Raw genomic sequence first — 421 nt, 5'->3', positions numbered from 1 at the left:
ATAGTGATCCTGCCAAAACGTATATCCATGAGCGTGGTTTAAATCCTGAATTACTTGAAATCGGCTATAATAGCGGGCAGTTCCATCATGGGAACCGTAAGGATGAAACCCTGATTAATGACTGTTTACAGGTGGGTTTATTATCTGTTCATGATAGATTGGGGCGCACTGGTGAAACCTCGTATAAGGCGTTCGGTAAGGGTTGTATCGTTTTTGCGGTCAGGAATAAGCAATACCAGGTGTCTGGTTTATACTTCCGCAGTACGATAAATACCCAGGATCAGAAACACTTTTATTTAAAAGACCGGAAAGGGTTGTATCCTGGCTATCCTGCCACCACTACGGAAAGGCTGATCTTAACGGAGGCGATCATCGATGCTGCCACCCTGCTGCAACAGCCAGATATCACCCGGGATTACAG

Annotated in this window: 1 protein-coding gene; it reads left to right on the top strand. The window is 45.4% G+C overall.

Features of this window, described 5'->3' with window-relative positions; translation table 11 throughout:
• Positions 1-421: hypothetical protein (locus JHD59_RS22260; protein WP_199155871.1), on the top strand; the 421-nt coding region annotated here is incomplete at both ends.

The organism is Chromobacterium sp. ASV23 (assembly GCF_016428945.1).
Lineage (GTDB): Bacteria > Pseudomonadota > Gammaproteobacteria > Burkholderiales > Chromobacteriaceae > Chromobacterium > Chromobacterium sinusclupearum.
Note: the sequence above shows the minus strand (reverse complement) of the source record. Positions and strands in the feature narration are given on the sequence as shown.